Annotated in this window: 26 protein-coding genes and 2 tRNA genes; 16 read left to right on the top strand and 12 right to left on the bottom strand. The window is 65.3% G+C overall.

From position 1 onward, the window contains the following. Positions 1-17: 17 nt before the first annotated feature. Together H7J73_RS21955 and H7J73_RS21950 are read left to right on the top strand one after the other, a co-directional pair. On the top strand, positions 18-272 hold the full coding sequence (locus tag H7J73_RS21955) for an Lrp/AsnC ligand binding domain-containing protein (RefSeq protein ID WP_264069922.1): 255 nt from the start codon (positions 18-20) through the stop codon (positions 270-272). Beyond that, positions 269-823 (top strand): DUF3515 domain-containing protein, encoded by a 555-nt coding sequence (locus tag H7J73_RS21950; RefSeq protein WP_264069788.1) that lies wholly within the window; start codon positions 269-271, stop codon positions 821-823. The genes H7J73_RS21955 and H7J73_RS21950 overlap by 4 nt, the downstream gene beginning before the upstream one ends. A 16-nt stretch (positions 824-839) precedes the next feature. Here H7J73_RS21950 and H7J73_RS21945 read toward each other — a convergent pair whose 3' ends face one another. Genes H7J73_RS21945 through H7J73_RS21935 form a run of 3 tightly spaced genes read right to left on the bottom strand, consistent with a single transcriptional unit; the run spans position 840 to position 4132 of the window. Continuing rightward, entirely contained in the window at positions 840-1955 is a 1116-nt protein-coding gene (locus H7J73_RS21945) for a D-alanine--D-alanine ligase family protein (protein WP_264069786.1), read from the bottom strand. Positions 1956-1998: 43 nt separating this feature from the next. Then, on the bottom strand, positions 1999-3114 hold the full coding sequence (locus H7J73_RS21940; RefSeq protein ID WP_264069785.1) for a cystathionine gamma-lyase: 1116 nt from the start codon (positions 3112-3114) through the stop codon (positions 1999-2001). 7 nt (positions 3115-3121) lie between these two features. Continuing rightward, positions 3122-4132 (bottom strand): NAD(P)H-dependent glycerol-3-phosphate dehydrogenase, encoded by a 1011-nt coding sequence (locus H7J73_RS21935; protein WP_264069784.1) that lies wholly within the window; start codon positions 4130-4132, stop codon positions 3122-3124. 116 nt (positions 4133-4248) lie between these two features. Between H7J73_RS21935 and cofC the strand changes: the two genes are divergently transcribed. Continuing rightward, positions 4249-4935: a 2-phospho-L-lactate guanylyltransferase gene (cofC, locus tag H7J73_RS21930; protein WP_264069783.1), complete on the top strand. Its 687-nt coding sequence runs from the start codon at positions 4249-4251 to the stop codon at positions 4933-4935. On the opposite strand, the gene H7J73_RS21925 is transcribed toward cofC, so the two are convergent. Beyond that, positions 4936-5544, bottom strand: coding sequence for a TetR/AcrR family transcriptional regulator (locus H7J73_RS21925; RefSeq protein WP_264069781.1), 609 nt, complete (start codon positions 5542-5544; stop codon positions 4936-4938). Positions 5545-5736: 192 nt separating this feature from the next. Here H7J73_RS21925 and H7J73_RS21920 point away from each other — a divergent pair, with 192 nt between their 5' ends. The 5 genes from H7J73_RS21920 to mutT1 all read left to right on the top strand — a co-directional run bounded on the left by H7J73_RS21920 (position 5737) and on the right by mutT1 (position 11772). Continuing rightward, positions 5737-6693: an alpha/beta fold hydrolase gene (locus H7J73_RS21920; protein ID WP_264069780.1), complete on the top strand. Its 957-nt coding sequence runs from the start codon at positions 5737-5739 to the stop codon at positions 6691-6693. Between the two features lie 70 nt (positions 6694-6763). After that, a complete protein-coding gene (locus H7J73_RS21915) occupies positions 6764-7924 on the top strand; it encodes a serine hydrolase domain-containing protein (RefSeq protein WP_264069779.1) in 1161 nt (386 codons plus the stop codon). 54 nt (positions 7925-7978) lie between these two features. After that, positions 7979-8473, top strand: a complete 495-nt coding sequence (locus H7J73_RS21910; RefSeq protein ID WP_264069778.1) for a GNAT family N-acetyltransferase — start codon at positions 7979-7981, stop codon at positions 8471-8473. Between the two features lie 129 nt (positions 8474-8602). Then, positions 8603-10801, top strand: coding sequence for an RNA degradosome polyphosphate kinase (locus tag H7J73_RS21905; protein ID WP_264069777.1), 2199 nt, complete (start codon positions 8603-8605; stop codon positions 10799-10801). A gap of 53 nt (positions 10802-10854) precedes the next feature. Then, positions 10855-11772 carry an 8-oxo-(d)GTP phosphatase MutT1 gene (gene mutT1 / locus H7J73_RS21900; RefSeq protein WP_264069776.1) on the top strand — a complete coding sequence of 306 codons (918 nt, stop codon included), beginning with the start codon at positions 10855-10857 and terminating at the stop codon, positions 11770-11772. A 62-nt stretch (positions 11773-11834) separates the two neighbouring features. Here the strand turns inward: mutT1 and H7J73_RS21895 are convergent, their stop codons facing one another. The 3 genes from H7J73_RS21895 to leuC form a co-directional block, all read right to left on the bottom strand. Further along, positions 11835-12572 carry an HU family DNA-binding protein gene (locus tag H7J73_RS21895; RefSeq protein WP_264069774.1) on the bottom strand — a complete coding sequence of 246 codons (738 nt, stop codon included), beginning with the start codon at positions 12570-12572 and terminating at the stop codon, positions 11835-11837. A 210-nt stretch (positions 12573-12782) separates the two neighbouring features. Further along, positions 12783-13379, bottom strand: coding sequence for a 3-isopropylmalate dehydratase small subunit (gene leuD, locus H7J73_RS21890; protein ID WP_264069773.1), 597 nt, complete (start codon positions 13377-13379; stop codon positions 12783-12785). A gap of 11 nt (positions 13380-13390) precedes the next feature. Then, entirely contained in the window at positions 13391-14812 is a 1422-nt protein-coding gene (gene leuC / locus H7J73_RS21885; RefSeq protein ID WP_264069772.1) for a 3-isopropylmalate dehydratase large subunit, read from the bottom strand. 92 nt (positions 14813-14904) lie between these two features. Here leuC and H7J73_RS21880 point away from each other — a divergent pair, with 92 nt between their 5' ends. Then, the gene (locus H7J73_RS21880; RefSeq protein WP_264069771.1) at positions 14905-15606 is read left to right on the top strand and encodes an IclR family transcriptional regulator; all 702 of its coding nucleotides are present in this window, start codon (positions 14905-14907) and stop codon (positions 15604-15606) included. A gap of 126 nt (positions 15607-15732) precedes the next feature. Next, complete coding sequence (locus tag H7J73_RS21875; RefSeq protein ID WP_264069770.1) at positions 15733-17223, top strand: APC family permease; 1491 nt, start codon at positions 15733-15735, stop codon at positions 17221-17223. Positions 17224-17231: 8 nt separating this feature from the next. Here the strand turns inward: H7J73_RS21875 and H7J73_RS21870 are convergent, their stop codons facing one another. Further along, on the bottom strand, positions 17232-17951 hold the full coding sequence (locus tag H7J73_RS21870; RefSeq protein WP_264069769.1) for a FadR/GntR family transcriptional regulator: 720 nt from the start codon (positions 17949-17951) through the stop codon (positions 17232-17234). 65 nt (positions 17952-18016) lie between these two features. Here H7J73_RS21870 and H7J73_RS21865 point away from each other — a divergent pair, with 65 nt between their 5' ends. The 6 genes from H7J73_RS21865 to H7J73_RS21840 all read left to right on the top strand — a co-directional run bounded on the left by H7J73_RS21865 (position 18017) and on the right by H7J73_RS21840 (position 23444). Next, on the top strand, positions 18017-18802 hold the full coding sequence (locus H7J73_RS21865; RefSeq protein WP_264069768.1) for a gamma-glutamyl-gamma-aminobutyrate hydrolase family protein: 786 nt from the start codon (positions 18017-18019) through the stop codon (positions 18800-18802). Next, complete coding sequence (locus H7J73_RS21860; protein ID WP_264069767.1) at positions 18786-19556, top strand: SDR family NAD(P)-dependent oxidoreductase; 771 nt, start codon at positions 18786-18788, stop codon at positions 19554-19556. Before H7J73_RS21865 ends, H7J73_RS21860 begins: the two co-directional genes overlap by 17 nt. Beyond that, complete coding sequence (locus tag H7J73_RS21855) at positions 19553-20908, top strand: glutamine synthetase family protein (protein WP_435405555.1); 1356 nt, start codon at positions 19553-19555, stop codon at positions 20906-20908. Before H7J73_RS21860 ends, H7J73_RS21855 begins: the two co-directional genes overlap by 4 nt. A gap of 85 nt (positions 20909-20993) precedes the next feature. After that, positions 20994-22475, top strand: coding sequence for an aldehyde dehydrogenase family protein (locus tag H7J73_RS21850; protein ID WP_264069765.1), 1482 nt, complete (start codon positions 20994-20996; stop codon positions 22473-22475). A gap of 8 nt (positions 22476-22483) precedes the next feature. Beyond that, on the top strand, positions 22484-22882 hold the full coding sequence (locus H7J73_RS21845; protein ID WP_264069763.1) for an ACT domain-containing protein: 399 nt from the start codon (positions 22484-22486) through the stop codon (positions 22880-22882). Positions 22883-22946: 64 nt separating this feature from the next. Continuing rightward, a complete protein-coding gene (locus tag H7J73_RS21840; RefSeq protein WP_264069761.1) occupies positions 22947-23444 on the top strand; it encodes a PPOX class F420-dependent oxidoreductase in 498 nt (165 codons plus the stop codon). Between the two features lie 69 nt (positions 23445-23513). Here the strand turns inward: H7J73_RS21840 and H7J73_RS21835 are convergent. From H7J73_RS21835 to H7J73_RS21820, 4 genes are all read right to left on the bottom strand, one after another. After that, a tRNA-Glu gene (locus H7J73_RS21835) sits at positions 23514-23589 on the bottom strand. A gap of 97 nt (positions 23590-23686) precedes the next feature. Then, a tRNA-Gln gene (locus H7J73_RS21830) sits at positions 23687-23758 on the bottom strand. Positions 23759-23875: 117 nt separating this feature from the next. Beyond that, positions 23876-25348, bottom strand: a complete 1473-nt coding sequence (gene gltX / locus H7J73_RS21825) for a glutamate--tRNA ligase (protein ID WP_264069760.1) — start codon at positions 25346-25348, stop codon at positions 23876-23878. After that, positions 25348-26136, bottom strand: coding sequence for a fumarylacetoacetate hydrolase family protein (locus H7J73_RS21820; protein ID WP_264069759.1), 789 nt, complete (start codon positions 26134-26136; stop codon positions 25348-25350). The genes gltX and H7J73_RS21820 overlap by 1 nt, the downstream gene beginning before the upstream one ends. Positions 26137-26199 lie beyond the last annotated feature (63 nt).

Below are 26199 nucleotides of genomic sequence, written 5' to 3'. Positions count from 1 at the left end.
GTGAGGCAGGAGTACGGGTGGTCGAGGCCTTCATGCTGATTCAGACGGAAGTGGGCCGCGCTGAGGTCGTCGCCAAGCAGGTGGCTGCGCTGCCGGGCGTGCTGTCCTCGGAATACGTGACTGGCCCCTACGACGTCGTGGTCCGGGTGACCTCGGAAACCATGCGCACCCTACAGGCCGATATCGTGTCCGGTGTGCAAGCTGTCGAAGGCATCACCCGCACCCTGACCTGTCCCATCGCCAACGAGGCCGGGGGCCTCGAGACCGCTTGAGCACCGAAACCCCGTCGCCCACCGATCGCGACGGACCGCCACGGGCGGTGCTGATCGCGGCGCTGGTCATCGCGGTTGCCACCGTCGGGGTGATCTTCGGTATCGCCACGAACCGTAAACCTGCGGATACCCCCGTTGCCATTTCGTCGGCCCCGGCCCCGCATGCCGGAGATCCGGCCTGCCATGCCCTGCTCAACGCGGTACCGGATCAACTCGGTGACTATCGGCGGGCGACGGCCGCCGATCCCGTCCCGCAGAGCACCGCTGCCTGGCGGACCGCGCCGGGCACCGATCCGGTGATCCTCCGCTGCGGCCTGGACCGCCCCGGCGACTTCGTGGTGGGGACGCCCATTCAACAGGTCGACGACGTGCAATGGTTCCGCGTCGCCGACCCGGCCAGCGGCCTCATCACGTGGTTCGCGGTCGACCGCGGGATCTATGTGGCACTGACGCTGCCCCAGGATTCGGGCCCGACGCCGATCCAGGATATTTCCCGGGTGATTTCTGACACTCTGCCCGCCCGGCCCCTCGATCCGGGTCCGGCCGCCTAGGCTCTCCGGGCCGTCCTCAGCGCAGCCCGGTCCCCCGCGCGACAGCCGTGTTCACCATCGCGGCCAGCAGCGTCGGATAATCCACCCCGCTGGCAGCCCACATCCGGGGATACATGGAGATGGTGGTGAAGCCGGGCATCGTATTGATCTCGTTGATCACCGGGCCGTCATCGGTCAGGAAGAAATCGACCCGGGCGAGACCCTGGCCGTCGATCGCGTGGAAGGCGCGGATCGCGAGCTGCCGGATCTCGTCGGCCACCTGGTCGTCGATCTTGGCGGGCACGTCGAGTTCGGCGGCATCTTCGAGATACTTGGTGGCGAAGTCGTAGAAGCCGTCTTCGCGGCCGCGCACACCGGCGACCCGGATCTCGCCGACAGTGCTGGCTTCGACAGCGCCGCTGGGCAATTCGAGTACCCCGCATTCGAGTTCCCGGCCGGGTACGGCTGCTTCGATGATCACCTTCGGGTCGTGTTTGCGTGCAGAGGCGATGGCCGGCGCCAGCTCGGACCACTGTGTCACCCGGCTGACACCGATCGAGGAACCGCCACGGGCCGGCTTGACGAACACCGGCAGGCCCAGCCGCTGCCGCTCCTCGGGTTCCAGCGTCTCCCGGCCGGGCCGCAACACGATCTGGTCACCGATCGGCAGACCCTCAGCGGCCAGCAGCTTCTTGGTGAACTCCTTGTCCATCCCGGCCGCACTGGCCAGCACGCCCGCCCCGACGTAGGGCACCCCGGCCAGTTCCAGCAGACCCTGGATGGTGCCGTCCTCGCCATAGGGACCGTGCAGCACGGGGAACACCACGTCGACCGACGCCAGGATCTCACCGGCGCCACGTCCGAGGGAGATCAGCTGGCCTCGCCGGTGGGGGTCGGCGCTGAGCGCCAACGCGCTGCCCGAGGTTCCGGCGACTTCCGGCAGCTTGCCGTCGGTGATGGCCAGGCTGGCCGGCGTGGCATCGCTGAGCAGCCACGCCCCGTCCGGCGTGATGCCGACCGGAACCACTTCGAACCGTTCCGGATCCAGGTTGCGCAGGATGCTGCCGGCCGAGACGCACGAAATGGCGTGTTCGCTGCTGCGGCCGCCGAAGACGACGGCGACGCGGATACGTGGGTTGGAGCGAGCGGTCACAACCTGAAGAGGCTACCGCCCCCGAGGGTCGGACACGATTCGCTCAAGCCGCCGGACCCAGCGCTCGTCCGATATCGGCGAGCAGATCGTCGGTGTCCTCGATGCCCAATGAGATGCGTGCGAACCCGTCGCTGACCGGATCGCCCCAGCGGGCCCGGCGGTCGACCGACGTGTGGATCCCACCGAAGCTGGTCGACGCGACCAGCAGGTCGCTGCGCTCGACCAGTGCGTACACCGCGGCGGCATCGGCGAGTTCGAAGGACACCAATCCACCGAAGCGGCGCATCTGGGCACACGCGATGTCGTGGGCCGGGTCGCCCTCCAGGCCCGGGTACCGGACCGACCGCACGGCGGGGTGACCGCGCAGCATCGTCGCCAGTGCCTGCGCGCTGTGGCACTGCCGGTCGATGCGCAGGCCTGCACTGCCCAGGCTGCGCAGCAGCAGCCAGGCTTCGAAAACCCCGAGGATCGGCCCGGCGAGCAGCCGCTCGCGGGCGATGGCGGCCATCAACTCGGGCTGACTGCCTGCAACATAGCCGGCCAGCAGGTCGCTGTGTCCGGACAGCGCCTTGGTGGCGCTGGCCACCACGAGGTCGGCGCCAAGCGACAACGGCTGCAGTCCCAGCGGGGTCGCGGTGGTGTTGTCCACCAGCAGGCGGGCCCCGCGCCCGCGGCAGACGGCAGCCAACGCATGCAGGTCGACGACATCCAGGGTGGGATTGGCGGGAGTTTCGGCGAGCACGACGTCGGCGTCGCGGGCGGCGTCGACCATCTCGAAGCTCAGCGCTTCACGAACCGTAACACCCAGTGGTGCAAGGTATTCCGTGGCGTAACGGCGGACCTGGTAGTAACCGTCGGCAGGTACCACCACTACCGAGCCGGGCTTGGCAAGGGCCCGTAGCGCCGCGGTGATCGCCGCCATCCCCGATCCGAAGACCAACGCCGACGCGGCTCCCTCGAGCTGCGCCAGAGCGGCCTCGACCTCGCGCCAGGTGGGGTTGGAGGCACGGCCGTAGAAGTCGTGCTCGCCCGACTCCTCGGCCGACAGATGAAAGGTGGACGCGGGCACGGGCAGAGGCGCCACCGCCTGGCCCGGCACCGCAACCGAGCTGACCGCCTTGACGCTGCGGGTGGAATCGCCGTAGCCGATTGCACTCATGGGTCCATCACTCCGGCTTCGTACTGCGGCCGAGCAACAGCGCTACGGCCTCGACAACAGAAAGACCGCGGTGGCAGACACCGTGCACGGCCTCGGTCAGCGGCATCTCGACGTCATAGCTCGATGCCAGCGCCAGCACGGACTCACACGAGGTGACCCCCTCGACGACATGGCCGCCGGTGGCGCGTTGAGCGGCGTCGAGCGACTCCCCCTCGCCGAGGCGCTCGCCGAAGGCGCGGTTGCGCGACTGGGGCGAACTGCAGGTGGCGACGAGGTCACCCACCCCGGCCAGCCCGGCCAACGTCGCACCTTTGGCACCGAGCGCGATGCCCAGCCGCATGATCTCGGCGAGTCCGCGGGTGATGATCGCCGCCGCGGTGTTCTCGCCAAGCCCGACGCCCGCCGCCATGCCGCAGGCCAGTGCGATGACGTTCTTGCAGGCACCGCCGATCTCGGTCCCGATCACATCGGCATTCGTGTATGGCCGGAAGTAGCGGGTGTTCAGCGATCGCTGCAGGGTGACCGCCCGGCCGGAGTCCGTGCAGGCGATCACGGTGGCGGCGGGTTGTCCCTGGGCGATCTCACTGGCCAGGTTGGGGCCGGACAGCACTGCGACCTGGCTGGGGTCGGCGCCGGTGACCTGGATGATGACCTGGCTCATCCGCATCAGCGTGCCCAGCTCGATGCCTTTGGCAAGGCTGACCAGGGTGGCGCCGGGAGTGATCAGCGGCGCCCAGTGTTCGAGGTTTCCTCGTAGCTTCTGCGCGGGCACCGCAAGCAGCACCGTCGTCACACCGTCGAGCGCATCGGCGGCATCGGTGGTGGCACGAATCGCCGGCGACAACTCGACATCGGGCAGGTAGCCCTGGTTGCGGTGGGTGCTGTTCACCTCGTCGGCGACCTCCGCACGCCGGGCCCAGAGCCGGACGTCGTTACCCGCATCCGCGAGTACCTTGGCCAGAGCCGTTCCCCAGGCACCTGAGCCCAGCACCGCCGCGGTGCCTACCGTGCTGGCCATCGCAGGAGTTCCTCGCTGTGTCGTCAATACCGAAATCTTGGAATAGTGCCGCCGCATCGGGCGCTTCCACCCTAGTGCGTGACGATGGGAGCGGGCTCCGCTGGCAAGATGGCCTCATGAGCGGCACGCACGGGGACGGTCCCTTGAACAGCAGCCGCCGCCCCGGCGGTGACGTCGCGCTGATCATCGCCGTCAAGAAGCTCGGGATCGCCAAGACCCGGCTGGCTCCCGTGTTCTCCGCCGAGACCCGTGAGCGGGTGGTACTGGCGATGCTGGTCGACACGATCACCGCCGCGTCGCGGGTGGCGACGCTGCAGTCGATCACCGTGGTCACCCCAGACCAGGACGCGGCCGCGGCTGTGACTGAGCTGGGCGCGCAGGTATTGCTCGACCCGACTCCGGAGGGTCACCCGAATCCGCTGAACAATGCGATCGGCGCCGCCGAGACCGCGCTGTTGCCAATGACCCCGAATATTGTTGTGCTGCAGGGAGATCTGCCCGCATTGCAGACCCGCGAGCTCGCCGAGGCGATCAGTGCGGCCCGGGCCTTTCCTCGCAGTTTCGTCTCCGATCGCCATGGCACCGGCACCTCGGCCCTGTTCGCTTTCGGCTCCCCGTTGAATCCGCTCTTTGGAGCGGATTCTGCTGTCCGCCATGGCCATTCGGGTGCGTTCGAGCTCACCGGTGCGTGGCCAGGGCTACGGTGCGATATCGACACCCCGGCGGATCTGCAGATCGCCCGGCGCCTGGGGCTGGGATCGGCAACCCGGCGAACAACTGACCGCGCCCTCGGCCGGCGCTAGTCACTGCCGCCATCGATCTCGGAGTTGTCCCAAGTGGGTGGACAGAATCTCGGTCGCCCAGTCGGTAGGTTCGGTGCGTCGCTGCCGCACGAGATGTAAAGCAAGCCCGTCGACGAGCGCATGCAAATGCTTCGATTCGATATCGATGTCGGCGTCGCTCACATCACCGTACGGCCCGTCGTGCGCAAGCATGCCCAGCAAGGACGTACACCCCAGTGCGAGTTCGTCGTGCACCTTCCCATAGGGGCCACGAAGTGCGCTGTCGGTCAGTGCCAGGACCCCGATCGCGATGAAGACCTCCATCTCCAACCTGCGATCGTCGTCCAGTGGAAGTAGTTGCAGCAGGCAGGCTTCGACAAAATCCGGGACAGGAAGGTTCTGATCGACAGCATTGATGCGGGCCTGCGTGCGTTCACGAACCAATTCCAGGCAATAGGCGCGTAGCGCGTCCTGGGTCGGAAAAGCTCGACGTAGCGAGGCCGTCGCCAACCCCGCTTCCTCGGCGACGTTACGCACCGAGAGCTGCCCTACACCGTCTCGCGCGACGACTTTCCATGCCGCTTCGGCAACTTCGCGTTCCCGGGCTCGGTGGTCGATACGTCTCGGCACCGTCTCAATGTACACAGTCGTGCTAGCATGTTTTTGTTAACACAGTCGTACTATTTAAGGGTGGTCATGATCTCGGAGCCGTCATCGCATGCGAAATCGGTTCCTGGAGGGCGCCCGCATCCGGTTTCTGTTGAGCGCAGTCGGCGAAAAGTGCTTGGCCGGAAAATATTTCGTGGGATCGCCGCGGTCGGAGTGCTTTTCTTGGCCCTCGGCGTCACCGGTGCCGCAGCCGAATATCTGGTCACAGCGAACAGGAAAGCGCACATCGCGATGCCCGGAGAACTCGTCGATGCCGGCGGCTTCGACCTGCACATGGTCAAGCAGGGCACGGGCGGCTCGGTGGTGGTCATGGAAGCGGGCAGCGGTGAAACGAGTCTGTCGTGGCGCAATATCCCCGCCGCACTCGCCGCGAACGCCACGGTGATCACCTACGACCGCGCCGGCTACGCATGGAGTGCGGTATCCCCGAATCCGCGCACCGGAGCACATATCGTCACCGAGCTGCGCACCGCTCTGCACGCTCGCGGACTGAAGGGGCCATACGTGCTGGTGGGGCATTCTCTCGGCGGAATGTACATGCGCGAATTCGCACAGCTTCATCCCGACGACGTCGCTGGCCTCGTCCTCATCGACGCCCGACCGGAGGACGACGACCGCAGGACACGAAAACTCCTCGAACAAGCCGGATTCGCCGGCAACCCGCCACCTCCGATCTTGACGGCACTCAAGATGTCCGGGGCCCTACGCATGTTCTCGAATGTCCTACTGGACGGACTCGTCGCGCCACCAGACCGGGAAGCCTTCCTCGATGTCATCGCCTCCCCGAGCTACTTCACCACCAAGCAACAGGAAGCTGATCTGGCCCATCTCACCGAGGACGCGATCCGAGGCCAGCACCTTGGCGCCCTTCCCGTTCGCATCATTGCCCGAGGCAGATCCCAGGACTACGCCACTGCCGGCATTCCCCCCGAAATCGGCAAACAGCTCGAGACGATCTGGCAGGACGGGCAACGGAAAATGCTTGAGCTGTCCACCGACAGCACCCTGGTCACCGCAACCGAGAGCGGTCACATGATCATCCACGACGAACCAGATCTCGTCGTCAACACCATCGACTCACTGCTGGAAGTACTTGACGCCAGACAGTAAAGCGCACGAACCCCCGCCGTCGTTGCCGACCGATACCCGGAATGTGGCCGGACACAAGGAAGTTGCCGTTATGTCGATCGGATCCCCGATAGCCAGGCCCCTCCAGATGCTGACGACAGCCGTCGTCGTATCAGCTGCCAGCGTCTTGCCGACCGGCTGCGCCACCAGCTCGGAAAGATCACTCACCCAGCCGGCCACTTTCACCCCCGGCCGCGACGCGGCCGTGCAATCCGAGATCGACAAGATCGTCGACTCCGGCGTGACGGGCATAACAGCCACGCTCACTGCCGACGGACACACCACCACCCTCACCAGCGGAGTGGGAAACCGTGATACCGGAGAACCCATGCCGGAGAACTCACAGGTCCGAATAGGCAGCATCACCAAGTCGTTCACCGCTTCGATACTGATGCAGCTAAACAGTGAAGGGAGACTGTATCTGGACGACCCCATCGACAGATATCTACCTGGACTGATCTCGGGTGAGGGCGTGGACGGTCGCAATATCACTGTGCGCCACATTCTTCAGCACCGAAGTGGTCTCCCCGAATTCTCCGGAGACCCACGCACCGACGAACTGAAAGCGGCCGCCGAACATCGAACGATGACACCCTCCGAGGCGTTGGCCGTCGCGCTCGAGTATCCGGCCCAGTTCCCTCCGGGAGCCCAGTACAAATACACCAACACCAACTATCTCATCGGTGGCATCTTGATCGAGACGATCACCGGCAACAGCTACGCAGACGAGCTGACCACGCGACTGTTGAAACCCCTCGGCCTCAACGACACTTACCTTCCCGCACCGGGGGAACTCGGCATTCGGGGCCCGCACCCCCACGGCTACGAGAACGACAACGGTGTTGTGACCGACGCATCCCGGATCGAACCATCGATTCCCTGGGCGGCGGGTGCCATCGTCTCCACCGGCGCAGATCTCAACACCTTCTACCTCGGCCTGGCGAACGGCAAAGTCGTCGAATCCGCCCAGCTGGTGCAGATGCAACAGTTCACCCCCAACGGAGACCGCCGAACCGGATACGGCATCGGAATCAATGTCACCGACCTCCCCTGCGGCGCCAGACTCATCGGCCACACCGGAGCCATCCCCGGCTACTACACAATTTCTGCTGCAACGACCGAAGGTCGCGCGGTCTCGATCACGTTCACGCAGGCACCCGAAGCGCAACCCGATATCGTGACACTGCTCACCTACGCACTGTGCGACCACTGAGCCGCCACGGGTTGTCAAAAATCATTGCCAAGCAACAGATTTGGGAGGATCACCGTGTCGAGACCGGATCGAACGCCACTGCCGCCGAGCGCCGAGCGCCTGCGTGCGCGGAGGTTCGAACGGTCCGATTGGGCTTGGGTGCAGCGTTGGTTCGAGGACGAAACCGTAAATAGCGCGCTGGGGCCTCTCGACACCGAGTGGCTCGACCATGTCACTTCCGACCACGATGGCGTGCAGTTGGTCATCGAGCAGTCGGACGGCACAGCCGTCGCGCTGGTCGGTGTCGCGTGGGACCGGTCCGGGCACACTCACGGGATCACCGATATCGCAGTCGACCCCGCACGACGACGATGTCGCATCGGCAGCGCCGCACTCAGGGCTGCGATCAACTGGCCGCATCACCCGAAAACGGGGGGATGGATCGCATTTGTCAACCCCGAGAACACGGCGGCGCTCGCGTTTTTCTCGGCTTTGAACTGGACAGCTGACGGCATCGATGACGACATGCACCGGTTTCACCTGACCAGAACAGCCACTACGACACCTTGATCAGCAGGTGCACAAGGGCCGCAACGTCGTTGAGCGATCATTCGCTCTGCTCGATCAATGTCCCGCCGGCCGTGCCAGGGAGAAGACACACGCTAGCGATGGCTTGTGCGATGAGGAATGATCACGGGTGTGACCGACACCGATGCGACCGAGACCGATGCAGCTTCCGGCGAGGACGGTTGGCAGGCCGGTAACCCCGCACCGGAGGCTCCACCTGCGGCGACCAGCCTCCAGGAGCAGGATCCACTGCCCGAGGATCGGTATCTCAATCGCGAGCTGAGTTGGCTGGACTTCAATGCCCGCGTACTCGCCCTGGCCGCAGACACATCGCTGCCGCTGTTGGAGCGCGCCAAGTTCCTCGCGATCTTCTCGTCCAACCTCGACGAGTTCTACATGGTGCGGGTCGCCGGGCTCAAACGCCGCGACGAGATGGGCCTTTCGGTCCGCAGCGCCGACGGGCTGTCTCCGCGCGAACAGCTGCGCCGGATCGGCGAGCGCACTCAGCAGATCGCCAGCAGGCATGCCCGCGTTTTTCTCGACTCGGTCCGACCGGCGCTGGCCGACGAAGGCATCTTGGTGGTCAACTGGGCTGACCTCAACGACGGCGAGCGCAGCAGGCTCTCGACGTATTTCCACGAACAGGTCTTCCCCGTGCTGACCCCATTGGCCGTCGACCCCGCGCACCCGTTCCCGTTCGTGAGTGGCCTGAGCCTCAACCTGGCCATCACCGTGCGCCAGCCTGAAGACGGCACACAGCATTTCGCGAGGATCAAGGTCCCCGACAACGTCGATCGTTTCGTGCAACTCGACGGCCGCCCCAAGGGTGACGGAGCTAACAGCGGCGGCATCGACACACACGATGTCGTCCGGTTCCTGCCGATGGAAGAACTGATCGCGGCGTTCCTCTCCGTGTTGTTCCCGGGTTTGGAGATCGTCGAGCACCATGCCTTCCGGATCACCCGCAACGCCGACTTCGAGGTCGAAGAGGACCGCGACGAAGATCTGCTGAAGGCGCTCGAACGCGAGCTTGCTCGCCGGCGGTTCGGTTCGCCGGTGCGGCTCGAGGTCGCCGACGATATGACCGAGAACATGCTGGAGTTGTTGTTGCGTGAGCTCGACGTCAATCCCGGTGACGTGATCGAGGTTCCGGGCCTGCTGGATCTGTCCTCGCTGTGGCAGATCTACGGCGTCGACCGCCCGAAGCTCAAGGATCCGACCTTCGTACCGGCAACCCCGCCGGCATTCGGTGAGCGGGAGACCCCCAAGAGCATCTTCTCCACGCTGCGCGACGGGGATGTGCTGGTGCACCACCCGTACGACTCGTTCTCGACCACTGTGCAACGGTTCATCGAACAGGCCGCAGCCGATCCGAATGTGCTGGCGATCAAGCAAACTCTGTATCGCACATCCGGCGACTCCCCCATTGTCAACGCCCTCATCGACGCGGCCGAAGCCGGTAAGCAGGTCGTGGCACTGGTCGAGATCAAGGCCCGCTTCGACGAGCAGGCCAACATCAAGTGGGCCAGAGCGCTGGAGCAGGCGGGCGTGCACGTCGTCTACGGATTGATCGGACTCAAGACGCACTGCAAGACCTGTCTGGTCGTGCGGCGCGAGGGTTCGACGATCCGGCGGTACTGCCACATCGGGACGGGCAACTACAACCCGAAGACCGCGCGGCTCTACGAAGATGTCGGCCTGCTGACGGCCTCCCCCGACATCGGTGCCGACCTGACTGACCTGTTCAACTCACTGACGGGCTACTCCCGCAAGGTCACCTACCGGAATCTGCTGGTGGCTCCCCACAGTGTGCGCAAGGGCATCATCGAGCGGATCGAACGTGAGGTGGCGGCGGCCCGTGACGGTGCCGACGCACGGATCCGGTTGAAGGCCAACGCCCTCGTCGACGAGCAGGTCATCGACGCGCTGTATCGGGCCTCGCAGGCCGGGGTCAAGATCGAGGTGGTGGTGCGGGGCATCTGCGCACTACGGCCCGGCGCCGACGGTTACTCCGAGAACATCACGGTCCGCTCAATTCTCGGCCGCTTCCTCGAACACTCGCGAACTATTCACTTCCGCGCCATCGACGAGTTCTGGATCGGCAGCGCCGACATGATGCATCGTAATCTCGACCGGCGCGTCGAGGTGATGGCTCAAGTCAAGGATCCGAGACTGACCGCTGCGTTGGACGACATGTTCGAATCGGCCATGGATCCCGCCACCCGATGCTGGGAGCTGGGACCCGACGGCCGTTGGACAGCGTCTCCGCAGGAGGGGCAGACCGTGCGCGACCACCAGGCCTACCTGATGGACAAGCACCGGAATCACTGACTTGGCCGGGCGTCTCGATTGCGCTTCAACCGAATAGACCTGCAGGAGTTGAGGTGCCAGAACGGACTAAACCTGTACTTGCGGCCGGGGCTGTCTTATGGCGACCCGGCGCAGCCGGCACAGAGGTGGCAGTCATCCATCGCCCGCGCTACGACGACTGGTCCCTGCCCAAGGGCAAGGTCGATCCGGGTGAGATAGAGCCGGTGACAGCGGTACGCGAAATCCAGGAAGAGACCGGGCTGCCGTCGGTGCTGGGGCGACGGCTGATGTCCGTCAGCTATCCGATCGAGGGTGGCACCAAAAAGGTCTGGTACTGGTCCGCACGGGTAGCCGGCCCAACCGCCGAGATCGAGGCCGACTTCACCCCCAACGACGAGGTGGACAAGTTGGTCTGGCTGCCTGTCTCCGAGGCGATGATCCAGGTGGGCTACCCGCACGATCGGAAGGTATTGCGCCGGTTCACCAAACAGCCCGCGGACACCAAGACGCTGCTGATCGTGCGACACGGGACGGCCGGCCGCAAAAGCCGCTACAAGGGTGATGACCGCAAACGACCGCTGGACAAACACGGGCGGGCCCAAGCGGAATCGCTGGTCGGCCTGCTGTTGGCGTTCGGCGCCACCGATCTGCACGCCGCCGCCCGTACCCGTTGCCACCAGACCATCGAGCCGTTGGCCGAGGAACTTGGTGTGACTATTCGCGACGAACCGGTGTTGACCGAGGAGTCGTATGCCAGTAATCACAAGCGCACTCGCCAACGCGTGCTGGACATCGCGGACAAGCCCGGCACCCGCGTCATCTGCACCCAGGGCAGGGTGATTCCCGATCTGATCCAGTGGTGGTGTGACCGCGACGGCGTCCGCCCGGACAAGTCGCGCAATCGCAAAGGCAGCGTGTGGGTGCTATCCCTGTCGGGACGACGCCTGGTGGCAGCCGACCACGTCAGCAGTCCGCTGGCCAGCGAGCGATAACCAGTCCTGACACCGAAATACGCCGCGGGACCGATGGTCCCGCGGCGTATTTGAGTTCAGAGCTACTTGCGGCCCTTCTTGGCCGGCGCCTTCTTGGCGACAGGAGCCTTGACGGCAGCCTTCTTCACCGGAGCCTTGGTCGCGGCCTTCTTGACCGGCGCCTTCTTGGCGACGGGCGCCTTCTTGGCGGGCGCCTTGGTGACAGCCTTCTTCACCGGAGCAGCCTTGGTTGCGGCCTTCTTGGCGACCGGAGCCTTGGTCGCGGGCGCCTTCTTGGCGACCGGAGCCTTCTTGGCGACCGGAGCCTTCTTGGCGACCGGAGCCTTCTTGGCGACCGGAGCCTTCTTGGCAACGGGCGCCTTCTTGGCGACTACGGCCTTCTTGACCGGTGCGGCCTTGACGGCGGCCTTCTTGGCCGGAGCCTTCTTGGCTGCAGCCTTTGTTGCCTTCGCCGCCCCTGCCCTCTTGGCCGGGCCGGCCACGACGCCACGCTTGACGGCAGGACCGTCAGCCGGAAGGCGCTGTGAGCCAGACACAACCGCTTTGAATTGCGCACCGGGGCGGAAAGCGGGCACGGAAGTCGGCTTCACCTTTACGGTCTCGCCGGTCCGCGGATTGCGTGCGACGCGAGCAGCGCGCTTGCGCTGCTCGAAGACACCGAAGCCGGTGATTGTGACGCTGTCGCCCTTGTGAACCGCACGCACGATGGTGTCGACAACGTTCTCGACGGCAGCGGTAGCCTGCCGACGATCCGAGCCCAACTTCTCCGTGAGTACGTCGATGAGCTCTGCTTTGTTCATGCAAAACCTCCGAAGCCAGTGGTCCTACTTGGACCGACTAGAGGACACGTTAAACCCTAATACGGCTGATATCCAAGAGCCACGCGCAATTTCAGCCATTGCTAACGGTGTTTTTCGCAATCAGGTTGCCCCCCTTGGGGGGTCGGAACCGGTCCTGAGTTCCCCTCAGAGTGACGCGAATTCGGGTATCTCAGACGCCCAGGGACCCCGTCAGGGCACCGGAAGAGTCCGCGGCTTCCAGGTCGGACGGGCCGCTTCATATGCCTGGATTGATTCGAGTTTCCGCAGCGTAAGGCCTATATCGTCAAGTCCTTCGGTCAGTCGCCACGCGGTGTAGTCGTCAATCGTGAACGGCACCACCACTGTTCCCGCGGTGATATTCCGATCTTGAAGGTTCACAGTGATTTCCAAGCCCGGGCTCTGCTCGATCAACTTCCAAAGAAGTTCGACGTCATCTTGGGCGACTTCGGCAGCCAACAGCCCCGCCTTTCCGGCGTTGCCGCGAAAAATGTCCGCGAACCTCGACGAGATAACCACCCGGAATCCGTAGTCCATGAGCGCCCACACGGCGTGCTCGCGCGACGAACCCGTGCCGAAGTCGGGTCCGGCGACCAACACCGAGCCTTTGTCGAACGGACTCAGATTCAGAATGAAACTCGGGTCGTTGCGCCACGCGGCGAACAATCCGTCCTCGAAACCCGTTCGGGTAACCCGCTTCAGGTACACCGCAGGAATGATCTGATCGGTGTCCACATTGGATCGCCGCAGGGGGACCCCGATCCCGGTATGGGTATGGAAGGCTTTCATAGGTTTCTCCTCTACCTGCTCAGATCGGCTGGTGACGACAGGGTTCCGCGCACCGCGGTGGCTGCGGCGACCGCAGGCGAAACCAGATGGGTACGCCCACCCTTGCCCTGGCGGCCCTCGAAGTTTCGGTTGGACGTCGATGCGCACCGCTCGCCCGGCGCCAGCTGATCGGGATTCATGCCAAGGCACATCGAGCATCCCGCTTGCCGCCACTCCGCGCCCGCGGCAGTGAAGATCTCAACGAGCCCTTCGGATTCAGCCTGGGCCTTGACCCGCATCGAGCCGGGAACTATGAGCATCCGGACTCCGTCGGCCACTTTCCGGTCGCGCAGCACTTCGGCGACAACCCGCAGGTCCTCGATCCGGCCGTTGGTGCACGAACCGACGAAGACTGCATCCACCGCGATATCGCGCATCGGTTGTCCCGGAGATAAATCCATGTAGGTCAACGCCTTCTCGGCGGACTGCTTGGCACCGTCGTCGGTCATCAGCTCCGGGTCCGGCACTGCCGCCGACAGCGGGACGCCTTGGCCGGGATTGGTTCCCCAGGTGACGAATGGACTCAGCGTCGCGGCGTCGATGTAGATCTCCGTGTCGAACTCCGCGCCCTCGTCGGTGCGTAGCTGATCCCACGCCGCCACCGCGTTGTCCCAGTCCGCACCCGTCGGCGCATGTGGCCGACCTTTGAGGTAGGCGTAGGTCGTCTCGTCAGGCGCCACCAGGCCCGCCCGGGCGCCGGCTTCGATGCTCATGTTGCACACCGTCATCCGGCCTTCCATCGACAACGCCTCGATGGCGCTGCCCCGGTACTCCAGGACGTGGCCCTGGCCGCCGCCGGTGCCGATCTTGGCGATCACGGCCAGGATGATGTCCTTGGCGGTGACTCCGGGCGGCAGTTGACCGTCCACGTTGATCGCCATCGTCTTGAACGGCCGCAGCGGCAGAGTCTGCGTGGCGAGCACATGTTCGACCTCTGAGGTGCCGATCCCCATCGCCAGTGCGCCGAACGCACCATGGGTCGAGGTGTGACTGTCACCGCACACCACCGTCATTCCCGGCTGGGTCAGTCCCAGTTGCGGACCGATGATGTGCACGATGCCCTGCTCGACATCGCCCATCGGGTGCAGCCGGATGCCGAACTCTTCGCAATTGCGCCGCAACGTCTCGACCTGAGTGCGCGAGACCGGGTCTGCGATCGGCTTGTCGATGTCGACCGTCGGCACGTTGTGGTCCTCGGTGGCGATCGTCAGATCCGGGCGGTGCACCGGCCGACCCGCGAGCCGCAGACCGTCGAACGCCTGCGGGCTGGTGACCTCGTGCACAAGGTGTAGGTCGATATAGATCAGGTCGGGTTCGCCGTCGGCTGAGGCGACGACGTGGTCCGCCCAGACCTTTTCGGCCATGGTTCGTGGTTGCTTGTCTTTGTTGGCCATCACATCTCGATTCGAGTAGTTCTCGGTTTCCCGCGGGCTCGCTGAATCGTCGGGGCTGGCGATCTCAGCATTCGGGAAGCTAGTATCTCTCTGTGAGACAGGATAGCGGTATCGGCGTTCTCGACAAAGCGGTGACCGTGCTGCATGTGATTGCCGAGTCGCCCTGCGGCCTGGCCGAACTGTGTCAGCGGACCGGACTGCCCCGGGCCACCGCGCACCGCCTCGCCGCCGGTCTGGAAGTTCATCGACTGCTGGCTCGCGATAGTGAGGGCCGCTGGCGACTGGGCCCCGGGATCACTGAGCTGGCCGGCCAGATCAACGATCCACTGGTCGCCGCCGGCGCCGTGGTGTTACCGAGATTGCGCGAGATCACCGGCGAGAGCGTGCAGATCTACCGTCGCGAGGGCACGTCGCGAATCTGTGTCGCGGCCCTTGAACCGCCTGCGGGGCTTCGCGATACCGTGCCCGTCGGCACCAGGATGCCGATGACAGCCGGTTCCGGCGCCAAAGTGCTTCTGGCATACAGTGATTCGGCCACCCAGCAGGATGTGCTGCCGGGTGCCAAATTCACCGAACGCAGCTTGGCCGAGGTCCGCCGGCGGGGCTGGGCGCAAAGCGCGGCCGAGCGCGAACCGGGTGTGGCCAGTGTCTCGGCGCCGGTGCGCGACCGCAGCGGTGCGGTGATCGCCGCCGTATCGGTATCCGGCCCGATCGACCGGATGGGCCGGCGACCCGGAGCCCGGTGGGCTGCCGACCTATTGGCGGCCGCCGACGCGCTGACCCGCCGGCTGTGAGGGCCCGCCCCACGCCCGCCGGACTGCGGCAGGAAAAGATGTCAATCAATTCCGTTTGACATATTGACAATGGCACTACCTTAGAACCAAACTTCGCTGATCGTCAGCACGAAGATGGAGTTCTTCATGGCAGAGCCACTTGTTTCCGGATCCGGGGCGTCGTCCGGACATCACCTCAAAGCCGGCGCCATGGGCGTGCGCAGCATCGTCTTCATGGTGGTCGCCACCTCCGCGCCGCTGACTGCGATGGCCACCGCGATGCCACTGGCGGTGGGGCTGGGCAATGGAATCGGTGTCCCCGGCGCCTATCTGATCGCCGCCCTGGTGCTCGCACTCTTCGCCATCGGCTATGCCGCGATGAGCCGTCACGTGACGAACGCGGGAGCCTTCTTCGCCTACGTGAGCGTCGGACTGGGAAGACGGATGGGGATGGCTGCCGGACTGGTCGCCGTCTTGGCCTACAACGCCCTCGTGCTCTATGTCGTGGGTCTGGTGGGTTACTTCGCCAACGAGATATTCGCCTCAGAGCTGGGGCTACATATTCCTTGGCAGTTCTTTTCCTTCGGACTGCTAGCCCTGGCACTGGTCATCGGCATCATCGGCGTCGAGATCAATGCCCGCCTGCTCGGCGTGCTGCTTGTCCTGGAGACCGGGCTGCTGCTGCTCGTGGACGTGGCGACGTTCGTGACCAAGGGGCCGGCCGCGTATCCGATGGACGTCTTCTCCCCCACCCAGATCTTCAGTGGCGCGGTGGGAATCGGATTCATGTTCGTCTTCACCTCATTCATCGGATTCGAAGCCACCGCGATCTTCGGCGAAGAAGCCAAAGACCCACGGCGAACGGTGCCGCGTGCCACCAAGCTTGCGATCGCGTTCATCGGCATCGTGTACCTGGTGTCCTCGTGGTCGCTGATCGCCGCTTCCGGAGGGAGCGCGGCACCACAGGCTGCCGCCAGCGACCCCGGGAACTTCGTATTCAACGCGGCTGGAGGCGTTCTCGGCGGCTGGGCAGTGCATGCCATGAGCTGGCTCCTGCTGACCAGCCTGATCGCGGTGCTGTTCGCGCTGCACGGCATGGCAACTCGGTATCTGATGGCGTTCGGCCGCGAGGGCGTCCTGCCGCGCGCACTCGGACGTACGCACCGGCGCTTCCAGACTCCGCACGTCGCGGCCTGCGCCCAGGCCGCGCTGATCGCCGTGGCAGTGGCAGGGTATTCATTGGCAGGGGCCGATCCCTACCTCGATCTCGGCAACCAAACGGCGGGCTTGGGCGCTCTCGGAGTGATCGCACTCATGGGGATGACCTCGATCGCCGTGATCGGCTTCTTCGCCCGGCGCCCAGACCGGCACTGGTGGACCCATTTCGTGGCACCCGGGCTGGCCGCCATCGGCCTGTTCTCCGTCTGCTTCCTGATCATCGACAACTATCCGCTGCTGACCGGAACGGATTCGGCGATCGTCAACAACCTGCCGTGGCTGCTGGCCGTCGTCGCGGTCATCGGTTTCATCATCGGCTCCGTCCGCAAGCAGCGCACCAGCCTGGATATCTTCGGGATCGGCGAGGTCGCCGAATCGGCGGTCGATGCCACCACGACCGCCCCGACCCGCAGCGAGTAACGACGGGCTCAGGCTTGCGACGACGGGCCGGCAGGCCCGTCGTCGCCGATCACCTGACCCAGCTCGCGGCGAGTCTGTTCGAGGTGGTCGTCGACCGCTTGGGTTGCCCTCTTGGGGTCCTGATCCCGGACAGCCTCATAGATCGCGAGATGGCCGACCCTCGTCGACTCCACGGTCTCGGTGAAGACCAATTTGTCGAGCGGCGCGAACATTTCCCCGCGCGCCCGTGCGATCGCGGACTCCAGTCTCGGGTTGGCCGAGGCCTGCGCCAGGGCACCGTGGAATCGGGCGTCGGAGTTACGGAAGGACACCCGCGAGTCGGCGTCGGTCAATTCATCGATCGCCGACCGCATCACCGCCAACTGCTCGTCGGTTCGCCGCACCGCGGCCAGTGCCGCCGCTCGGCCCTCCAGACCGACTCGCAAGTCGAGGATGTCGCTGATGTCGTTGACGCTTGCCCGCATCTGCCGGAGCCAGTCCTGGTAAGGCTCATCTAGTTGGGTGACGAACGTTCCCCCGGTGGCGCCGCGGCGCACCTCCACATAGCCCCGCGCCTGGAGCAGCCGGAGCGCTTCCCGGATACTGACCCGGCCCACCCCCAGCTGCTTGGCCAACTCGCGCTCGGAGGCCAGCCGATCACCCGGGCCGAGATCACCCGCATGTATCAGCGCGCGCAGCCGCGCCGCGATATCACCGCTCACGGTGGGATTTCCCAGGTCTAGCTCCATAGGTATCAAGGTAGAACGTTAGATCCATATTGACGAAACGAATCAATGGTTCTAACGTAGGTCCAATGCTCCAGTATGTCGACGATCACATCGGGCGCCCTCCCATGATTGGGCTCACCGGCCGCCGCCAAACCGCTGGCACGGGCTTCGTACCGGTGGTTCGCGACGCCCTCGTCGAGACGTTCTTCGTCGACTACTCCGCGGCCATCGCCCAGGCCGGTGGGATTCCGCTGCTGCTGAGCATGGAGTGCGATCCCGTCGCGGTCGTCGAACAGTTGGACGGGCTCGTACTCTCGGGCGGAGCGGACGTCGACCCCCGCCGCTATGGCGCCGCACCCGGCCCCCACGCGAGTGAACTGGAACCCTGGCGCGACGAGTTCGAACTAGCGCTGCTCGACGCCGCGTGGGCGCGCGGCATACCAGTCCTCGGCATCTGCCGCGGCACTCAGCTGATCAACGTCAGCAGAGGCGGCACTCTCGTCGCCCACCTGCCGAATGACTCCGGCGAAGCACACAGCTTTCTCGGCTACCCGCGCCAGCATCGTGCGCACCCCGTCGATCTCGTCGAGGGATCCATCCCCTACGAACTGTTCGGTCCACGGATCACGGTCAACAGCCTGCACCACCAGGCAGTAGCCGAATCCGGCACCGGACTCGTCGTCACCGGGCGTGCGCCCGACGGCGTCGTCGAAGCCATCCAGGCAGTCGACGCCCCCGTCGTCGGCGTCCAGTGGCACCCCGAAATGCTCGACGGGACCGACCCGCTGTTCGGCTGGCTCATCGACAACGCCCGGCTTCGAAACACCACGACCACCGCAAGAAAGCAGGAGGAAAATGTCGTTAACGCATGAGGATCGCGTCGCCTTCGTCACGGGCGCAGGCTCCGGAATCGGCCGCGCCATCGCGACCAGGCTGGCCGCCGACGGCGCCAAGGTGGCCTGCGTCGACATCAACCAGGCCCACGCCCAGGAAACCGCCGACACCATTCGCGAGGCCGGCGGCCATGCGCTGGCCCTGGTAGCCGATGTCCGCGACCGCACGGCCGTCGCCGCCGCACTGGAGGCCACCGCCACCGAATGGCAGCGATTCGACTACCTGGTCAACAACGCCGGCCTGATCACGATGTCGTCACTGGAAGACCTGACCGACGAAGAGTGGGACCTGGTGCTCGACGTCAACCTCAAAGGCGTCTACATCACCACTCAACTAGCCATTCCCTACTTCCGCAACGCCAACCGCGGAGCGGTGGTCAATCTGTCCACCGTCGAGGCCGACGTCGTCGTGTCGTCGCAAGGCTTCGCCCAGGTGCACTACAACGCCTCCAAGGGCGGCGTGAAGATGTTGACCAAGGCCCTTGCCGTCGAGTTGTCCCGCTACAACGTGCGAGTCAACGCGATCGCACCCGGCCCCGTGCCCACCAACTTCCTGCCCGGTGTCGACCTGAATTCGCCAGAAGTGATGGCGGTGATGGACTCGCGACTGCTGGTCAAGCGTCTCGGCGCCCCGGCCGACATGGCGGCCGCAGTGTCATTCCTGCTTTCTGACGACGCGTCATATATCAGTGGCGTACAACTGCCCGTCGACGGCGGGTGGCTGACACGATGAACGCTGTGCTCGACATCACTGAATTGCGCCGGTCCGGCATCGACACCGTCGTCGTCGCCGGAATCGACCTGTACGGCCGGCTCTTCGGCAAGCGCATGCCGGTCCGCTCCTTCGACCGGATCATCGAATCCGGCCTGCACGTGTGCAGCTGTGTCTACGCCTGGGATGTGGACCAGGACATGGACACGCTTCAGGTCGACTTCGCGGGGGCACACACCGGTTGGCATGACTTCCGGCTGCTGCCGGATCTGAAGACACTGCGCCGCGCCGCGTGGCTCGAGGGCACGGCGATCTGCCTGGCCGACTCGGTGGACGAACACACCGGTGAACCACTGTCTCTGGCTCCGCGGACCATATTGCGCCGCCAGACCGAACAGCTCGAAGCCCAGCGACTCATCGCCTACACCGCCACCGAACTGGAGTTCCATCTTTACCGCGGGACTCCGGACGAACTGCGGCGCACCGGGTATCGCGACCTGGAACCGACCACCCTGGCGCGGTCCGACTATGCCATCGGGGCCGGCAACGCCATGGAGCCGTTCTTCAGGGCGGTGCGCAACGCATTGGAGGACAGCGGAATACCGGTCGAGGTCGCCCAGGCGGAATACGGCCTGGGGCAATGGGAGATCAACCTCGAGTACGCCGACGCCCTCGAGACCGCCGATCGCCATGTGCTGTTCAAGAGTGCGGTCATCGACCTCGCCCGATCGCACGGGATGACCGCCACATTCATGCCGCGGCCGCTCACCGACGGCATGGGCTCGTCCTGTCACGTGCATGCCTCGATGCAAAGTGCCGACGGCGGCTTTCCGCTCTATGACGCCGAAGATCCACAGACCGTCAGCCCCATGTTGCGTCATGCGGTGGGGGGCGTGCTGGATCACGTCGGTGACCTGATGCTGTTCTACGCACCGACGGTCAACTCGATGCGCCGGATCATCAGCCAGGACTTCGCGGGCAACGGCCTCACCTGGGGGTTCGACAACCGCACGACGACGTGCCGGCTCATCACCGGTGCCCCGTCGGCAAATCGCCTGGAGATGCGGCTGCCTGGAGCCGACGTCAACCCCTACCTCGCCTCGGCCGCGGTCCTAGCCAGCATGCGCGACGGCATCACCCGCAATACCGACCCCGGCGAGCCGTGCCAGGGTAACGGTTATGCCGACCGGCGCGACGAACTTCCGATGACCCTCGGTGACGCTGCCGAGCGACTTGCTCAAAGCTCTTTTGCTGCAAGCAGTTTCGACAAAGAGGTGACCGCGCACTATGCCGCGGTCGCCCGACACGAGTGGCTGCAGTTCCTACGGTCGGTTTCCGACTGGGACCGTGACCGTTATCTGGAGAACATCTAGGACATTCCCACCGCGCGTGTCGGCGGCACCCCTGATCGGTGCCGCCGCGATGACTCGCGCGTTCCGTCGCCGACGAGAGAGGCCCATGGCTGTGACGACGAGCGCAATCGAACTCACCATTCAACGAGATCTGGTCGACGGCCAGTGGTCGGTCGCCGAAGGTGATCTCGGCGCCGACCTGACCGACCCGAACAGTGGGCAGCCGCTGCAACGCCAGCGGCAGACGGCCGCGACCCGCGTCGACCACGCGATCGCCGCCGCCGCGGCACTGCACCGGGCAGGCACGTGGCGCAAGGCACCGGCCGCGACCCGTGCCGCCGTGCTCCGCCGGGCCGCCGAACTACTCACCGAAGGCTCCGCGGACATCGCCCGCTGCGATGCCATCAATACCGGTGTCCTGCTCTCGGTGACCACCATGTTCGCCGCGGGCTTGTCCGATGCGCTGCACTCGGCGGCGACGCACCTCGAACGCGACCCGGGCGAGCTCGACTCGGCCGGAACCGATGCTGCTGTGCGACTGCGGTTCCTACCGTGGGGACCTGCCGCCGTGATTTCACCGTGGAACGCACCCACTTTCGTCACCGCCAAGAAGACTGCCTTCGCACTCGCCGCCGGCGCCCCGGTGATCGCCAAACCGTCGCATTGGGCACCGTCGGGTGCAGTCCTGTTCGCCGAAGCCATGCAACGCGCCATCGACGAAGCCGGATTGCCGTCGGCGACCTTCCAACTGGTGCACGGTGGGGCGGACGTCGGCCAACAGCTGGCGGCGGACCCGCGCATCCGGGCGTTGTCCTTCACCGGCGGACGCGTGGCGGGCCTGGCCGTGGCGCGGGCCGGGGCCGCAGACTGCAAGGCGCTGCAACTAGAACTCGGCAGCAACAACCCCGCGATCGTCCGGGCCGACTGCGATATCGACGCCACGGCCGACGCGTTGGTCAGTGGCTTCACCAAACTCAACGGACAATGGTGTGAGAGCCCCGGAAGCGTCGCCGTGGTAGCCGGCAAGCATGACGCGCTCGTCGACGCTCTTCTCGATCGCTTGCGAGAAATCCGGCTGGGCCACTGCCTGGACAGCACGTCCACAATGGGCCCGCAAGCACATTCGGCGCAGTACCAGCACGTCACGGCCGCCGTCGAGAAACTCGCCGCGGCCGGCGGCACGGTGCACGACGTGACCGCGCGACCCCAATTGCCGGGCTGGTTTGCGCCACCCGTCGTCATCGACAACGCCCCAACCGACCTCACCGTCGACGAGATCTTCGGCCCGGTACTCACCGTGCACCGGGTATCCGGTGACGCAGAAGCATTGGAACTGGCGAATTCCCGCAGCACCGGCCTGGCCGGTTACGTGTTCAGCGCCGACCTCGACGCCGCGCTCGAGCTCGGCGCGGAGCTGGACTGCGGCGAAGTCAAGGTCAATGGCACCAGTGTGCTCGACCTGACCCCCGATTCCACTCAGGGCTTCTGGGGCGGCAGCGGTGTCGGCGCACACGGTGACGCCGAGCTGCTGCGGTTCTTCCGGGGCGCTCGGATCGTCGGCGTCGAACGCGCGGGCCTGCCGATATGAGCCCCCAGATGACCTGTCAGGTCCAGGAAGACCCGCCGGCGAGCGACCTCCGCGGCGGGCGTGGCGTGGCGACGACCTTTGTGTCCGGCTACCCTCGCGCGTCCGGCTACCCTCGCGAAACAGCCGGGACCGAACCTGCCTGGGCGCACACCCTCACCGTGGAGATCGGTTCGCAGGATCACACTCAAGCGCTGCTGCGCTTCGCCTCGGATCTGCACCGGCGCGGGATCACGATCGACTCGCTGAGCTCTGAGCAGCTCTCGCCCGCCACCGTGGGGATCACCACCCGGTTCACCGCGACCCGGCGGGCCGCCGACACAGTTCGGCGCACCGCCGCGGCACGGGTCGAGGTGCTCAGAGCCGACTTGAGCCGGCCCGCCGTCACGGTGTCGGGTCCGATCCCGTAGCCGCGCGGGAGCCGGTAGAACCCCGACCCGGCTTGCTCTGACCCGCACCTGACAAACTGACGCCATGGGAACCAATCAGCGCGATCGGATCGTCATGTCGGACGACGAAATCACCGATTTCGTCAACACCAGTCGCACCGGCACTCTGGCCACGATCGGCGCGACGGGACTGCCGCACCTCGTCGCCATGTGGTACGGCGTCCTGGACGGTGAGATCTGGCTGGAGACAAAGGCCAAATCTCAGAAAGCCGTCAACTTGCTGCGGGATTCGCGGTTTACGTTCCTGATCGAGGACGGCGACACCTACGACACCCTGCGCGGAGTGTCCTTCGAAGGAACCGCCGAGATCGTCGACGACCCCGACACCATCTTCCGGGTCGGGGTGAGCGTCTGGGAGCGCTACACGGGGCCGTACACCGACGAGATGAAACCGGGTGTCGACATGATGATGAACAAGCGGGTCGCAGTGCGACTGGGCACCGCGCGCACCCGCTCCTGGGATCACCGCAAGCTCGGCATGCCCCCGATGCCGCTGGCCGGGTCCACCGCGCCCGAACAGTGAGCTGACCAATCCGGGCGTCCCCGGAGACAAAGCAGCGGCCCCCGGACAGTGTCCGGGGGCCGCTTGCATTGGTAGCCCCGATGGGATTCGAACCCACGCTACCGCCGTGAGAGGGCGGCGTCCTAGGCCGCTAGACGACGGGGCCGGAACCAATATGTAACGGCTCCCCCACAAAATCTCTGGGCGAACCGGGTTGTCAGCATAGCTCAGGCCTCAAGTGCCGACCTAATCGCTTTGCCTCGCTGGGGTACCAGGACTCGAACCTAGAATGAGGGAATCAGAATCCCTAGTGTTGCCAATTACACCATACCCCAAAATCGACCTAAATCAGCTGGTCAGATACGGTTTCCGCACTCTTCGAGCGGCACTTCGCAATCTGGGCCAGCGACTTACGGCCGACGAGTAGACTACCAAAGATCTGGACCGCGATTTCACACCGGTGTCAGCTGAGCCCCGCCGCCGGGGCTCCGTAGCCGGGTGAGACTGCGTTGGCGCCCCAAGAGCTGCAGTGACTCGAACAGCGGGGGGCTGACCGAGGACCCCGTCGCCGCCACCCTGATCGGGCCGAAGGCTTTGCGCGGTTTGAGTTCGAGCGTCTCGATCAGCGCCGACTTCAGCGCCGCCTCGATGTTCTCCGTCGTCCAGTCCGCGACCGCGTCGAGCGCGGCCACAGCGGCCTCCAGCACCGGGGCGGCATCGGGTCCGAGCTCCTTGGCTGCCGCCTTCGGGTCGAGTGTGTACTCGGCGTCGTTGAGGAAGCTCAACAACGTCCACGCGTCGCTGAGCACCACGATGCGGGTCTGCACGAGATCGGCCGCCTCCGCGAACTGGGCGTCGTCGAGGCCGGTGTCATGGCCGTGCACGGTGAAGAAGTCCCGCAGCCGAGCCGCGAAATCATCGGGGGCCAACAACCGGATGTGTTCGGCGTTGATCGCATCGGCCTTCTTCTGGTCGAAGCGGGCCGGGTTCGAATTCACGTTCTTGACGTCGAAGGCCGCAACCATCTCGTCGAGGCTGAACACGTCGTGATCGTCGGCGATCCCCCAGCCCAGCAATGCCAAGTAGTTCAGCAGGCCCTCGGGGATGAAGCCACGATCGCGGTGCAGGAACAGATTGGACTGCGGATCGCGTTTGGACAGCTTCTTGTTTCCATCGCCGAGAACGCTTGGCAGATGCGCGAATTGGGGTATCGCCTCGGCCACCCCGATACGGATCAGTGCCTGGTAGAGCGCGATCTGCCGCGGTGTGGACGGCAGGATGTCCTCACCGCGCAGCACGTGGGTGATCTTCATCAGCGCATCGTCGACCGGGTTGACCAACGTGTACAGCGGGTCTCCGCTGGCGCGGGTGATCGCGAAATCGGGCACCGTGCCTGCCGCGAAAGTAGTAGTCCCCCGCACCAGATCGTCCCAGCTGAGATCTTCGTCGGGCATCCGCAGCCGCAGCACCGGCTTGCGCCCCTCGGCCTCGAACGCGGCTTTAGCCTCCGCGGTCAGGGTGCGGTCGTGATTGTCGTAGCCCAGTTTGGGATTTCGGCCCGCTGCCAGATGACGCGCCTCGACCTCTTCGGCCGTCGAGTAGGCCTCGTAGACCTCGCCGGCCTCGAGCAACTTCGCCACCACGTCGCGGTAGATCTCGCCGCGCTGCGACTGCCGGTAGGGCTGATGGGGGCCGCCGATATCGGGGCCTTCGTCCCAGTTCAGCCCCAGCCAACGCAGCGCGTCGAGAATCGCGGCGTAGCTCTCGGCGCTGTCGCGCGCCGCGTCGGTGTCCTCGATGCGGAACACGAACGTTCCGCCGGTGTGGCGCGCGTAGGCCCAGTTGAACAGGGCGGTGCGGACCAGCCCGACGTGTGGGGTGCCCGTCGGCGATGGACAGAATCGGACCCGTACTGAGGAGCTCATCACTTTCCTTTACGCACAACAGGATTGGTCAAGGTACCGATCCCTTCGATGGTGATGCTGACGGTGTCGCCATCCTCGATCGGCCCGACGCCCTCCGGCGTCCCGGTCAGGATGAGATCACCGGGCAGCAATGTCATCACCGACGAGACCCACTCGATGATGGCGCCGATGTCGTGAATCATCAGCGCGGTCCGGCTGTGCTGGCGCACCTCGGCCACGCCGTCGTGCACGACCTCGGTGCGCAGATCCAGATCGGACGGGTCGAGGTCGGTGACGATCCACGGACCCACCGGGCAGAACGTGTCATGTCCCTTTGCGCGCATCCACTGGCCGTCTTTTTTCTGTTGATCGCGCGCGGACACATCGTTGGCGATGGTGTATCCCAGGATGTTCTCGTACGCCTTCGCCGCAGGCACGTCCTTACACGGCCGGCCGATCACCACCGCTAGTTCACCCTCGTGATGGACGGGGAACGCGTCGGCGGGCAGTTGGATCGGCACGTTGGGTCCGACGATCGCGGTGTTGGGCTTGAGGAAGATCACCGGATCCTCCGGCGCGACACCGCCCATCTCGGCGGCGTGGGCGGCGTAGTTCTTGCCCATGCACACCACCTTGCTGGCCAGGATCGGCGCCAGCAATCTCACATCGACCAGGGGCCACGCGCGTCCGGTGAACGTCGGCGTCCCAAAGGGATGCTCGGCGATCTCCCGGGCAGTTTCCTGACCGGTATCCCCCTCGATGCTGACAAAGGCGACCCCATCAGGGCTGGCGACTCGTCCCAAACGCATCCGTCCAGCCTAGTGAGGCGGGCGGCGCCGAAATAATCGCGTCCTGCCAGCGCGGTTACCGTC

The organism is Mycolicibacterium komossense, from assembly GCF_025822605.1.
Lineage (GTDB): Bacteria > Actinomycetota > Actinomycetes > Mycobacteriales > Mycobacteriaceae > Mycobacterium > Mycobacterium komossense.
This window is presented reverse-complemented; position numbering and strand designations above follow the sequence as displayed.

Excerpts from the sequence above, each read along its gene's own strand:
- H7J73_RS21840 (WP_264069761.1), top strand. The coding sequence starts at position 22,947 with ATGGGAACCAATCAGCGCGATCGGATCGTCATGTCGGACGACGAAATC.
- H7J73_RS21870 (WP_264069769.1), bottom strand. The coding sequence starts at position 17,951 with ATGGAGCTAGACCTGGGAAATCCCACCGTGAGCGGTGATATCGCGGCG.
- H7J73_RS21850 (WP_264069765.1), top strand. The coding sequence starts at position 20,994 with ATGGCTGTGACGACGAGCGCAATCGAACTCACCATTCAACGAGATCTG.
- H7J73_RS21940 (WP_264069785.1), bottom strand. The coding sequence starts at position 3,114 with ATGAGTGCAATCGGCTACGGCGATTCCACCCGCAGCGTCAAGGCGGTC.
- H7J73_RS21855 (WP_435405555.1), top strand. The coding sequence starts at position 19,553 with ATGAACGCTGTGCTCGACATCACTGAATTGCGCCGGTCCGGCATCGAC.
- H7J73_RS21895 (WP_264069774.1), bottom strand. The coding sequence starts at position 12,572 with ATGAACAAAGCAGAGCTCATCGACGTACTCACGGAGAAGTTGGGCTCG.
- leuC (WP_264069772.1), bottom strand. The coding sequence starts at position 14,812 with ATGGCCAACAAAGACAAGCAACCACGAACCATGGCCGAAAAGGTCTGG.
- gltX (WP_264069760.1), bottom strand. The coding sequence starts at position 25,348 with ATGAGCTCCTCAGTACGGGTCCGATTCTGTCCATCGCCGACGGGCACC.
- cofC (WP_264069783.1), top strand. The coding sequence starts at position 4,249 with ATGAGCGGCACGCACGGGGACGGTCCCTTGAACAGCAGCCGCCGCCCC.
- H7J73_RS21820 (WP_264069759.1), bottom strand. The coding sequence starts at position 26,136 with ATGCGTTTGGGACGAGTCGCCAGCCCTGATGGGGTCGCCTTTGTCAGC.
- H7J73_RS21915 (WP_264069779.1), top strand. The coding sequence starts at position 6,764 with ATGTCGATCGGATCCCCGATAGCCAGGCCCCTCCAGATGCTGACGACA.
- H7J73_RS21935 (WP_264069784.1), bottom strand. The coding sequence starts at position 4,132 with ATGGCCAGCACGGTAGGCACCGCGGCGGTGCTGGGCTCAGGTGCCTGG.
- leuD (WP_264069773.1), bottom strand. The coding sequence starts at position 13,379 with ATGAAAGCCTTCCATACCCATACCGGGATCGGGGTCCCCCTGCGGCGA.
- H7J73_RS21860 (WP_264069767.1), top strand. The coding sequence starts at position 18,786 with ATGTCGTTAACGCATGAGGATCGCGTCGCCTTCGTCACGGGCGCAGGC.
- H7J73_RS21865 (WP_264069768.1), top strand. The coding sequence starts at position 18,017 with ATGCTCCAGTATGTCGACGATCACATCGGGCGCCCTCCCATGATTGGG.
- H7J73_RS21845 (WP_264069763.1), top strand. The coding sequence starts at position 22,484 with ATGACCTGTCAGGTCCAGGAAGACCCGCCGGCGAGCGACCTCCGCGGC.
- H7J73_RS21875 (WP_264069770.1), top strand. The coding sequence starts at position 15,733 with ATGGCAGAGCCACTTGTTTCCGGATCCGGGGCGTCGTCCGGACATCAC.